This is a genomic window from Escherichia sp. AM3 (assembly GCF_032029835.1).
Taxonomy (GTDB): domain Bacteria; phylum Pseudomonadota; class Gammaproteobacteria; order Enterobacterales; family Enterobacteriaceae; genus Escherichia; species Escherichia coli.
The window spans coordinates 1-357 of the sequence record NZ_JAVUPQ010000688.1 but is presented as its reverse complement, the minus strand read 5'-3'; the positions used below and the strand labels follow the sequence as shown (position 1 = coordinate 357).

The window sequence follows — 357 nt, the reverse complement described above, 5'->3', positions numbered from 1 at the left end:
GACTTGAACTCTCTTTCATCCTTAACGCCTGACATTTTAAAACCAGCCGTCACCATCTCTTCCGGGATAACATCCACAATTCGCTTCGCGGTTGCATTGTCGTTGTAGAAAGAACCGACGTGATATGATGCATCAGACATAAAGAATGGCTTAGGCGATCCGTCCGCGCCGCCGTTAAAAATATCGTTATATCCATCATGCTTAACAATTTTCATGTTTCCTCCAATAAAAAGGGCCGTCAATTGACAGCCCTGATTATATCTCATTTATTACCGCTTAACCATCCCGGCGAGTCGCTTCATTCTCTCGATAGGATCATCAATGGTCAGTAATTCGATGTTCGCCGCATCCATGAAG

At 44.3% G+C, this 357-nt stretch carries 1 protein-coding gene; it reads right to left on the bottom strand.

Features of this window, described 5'->3' with window-relative positions; genetic code table 11:
* Window positions 1-215 (bottom strand): hypothetical protein (locus RTW80_RS27900; protein ID WP_312721366.1); only part of this gene is annotated, 215 nt, incomplete at its 3' end.
* Window positions 216-357: the final 142 nt, after the last annotated feature.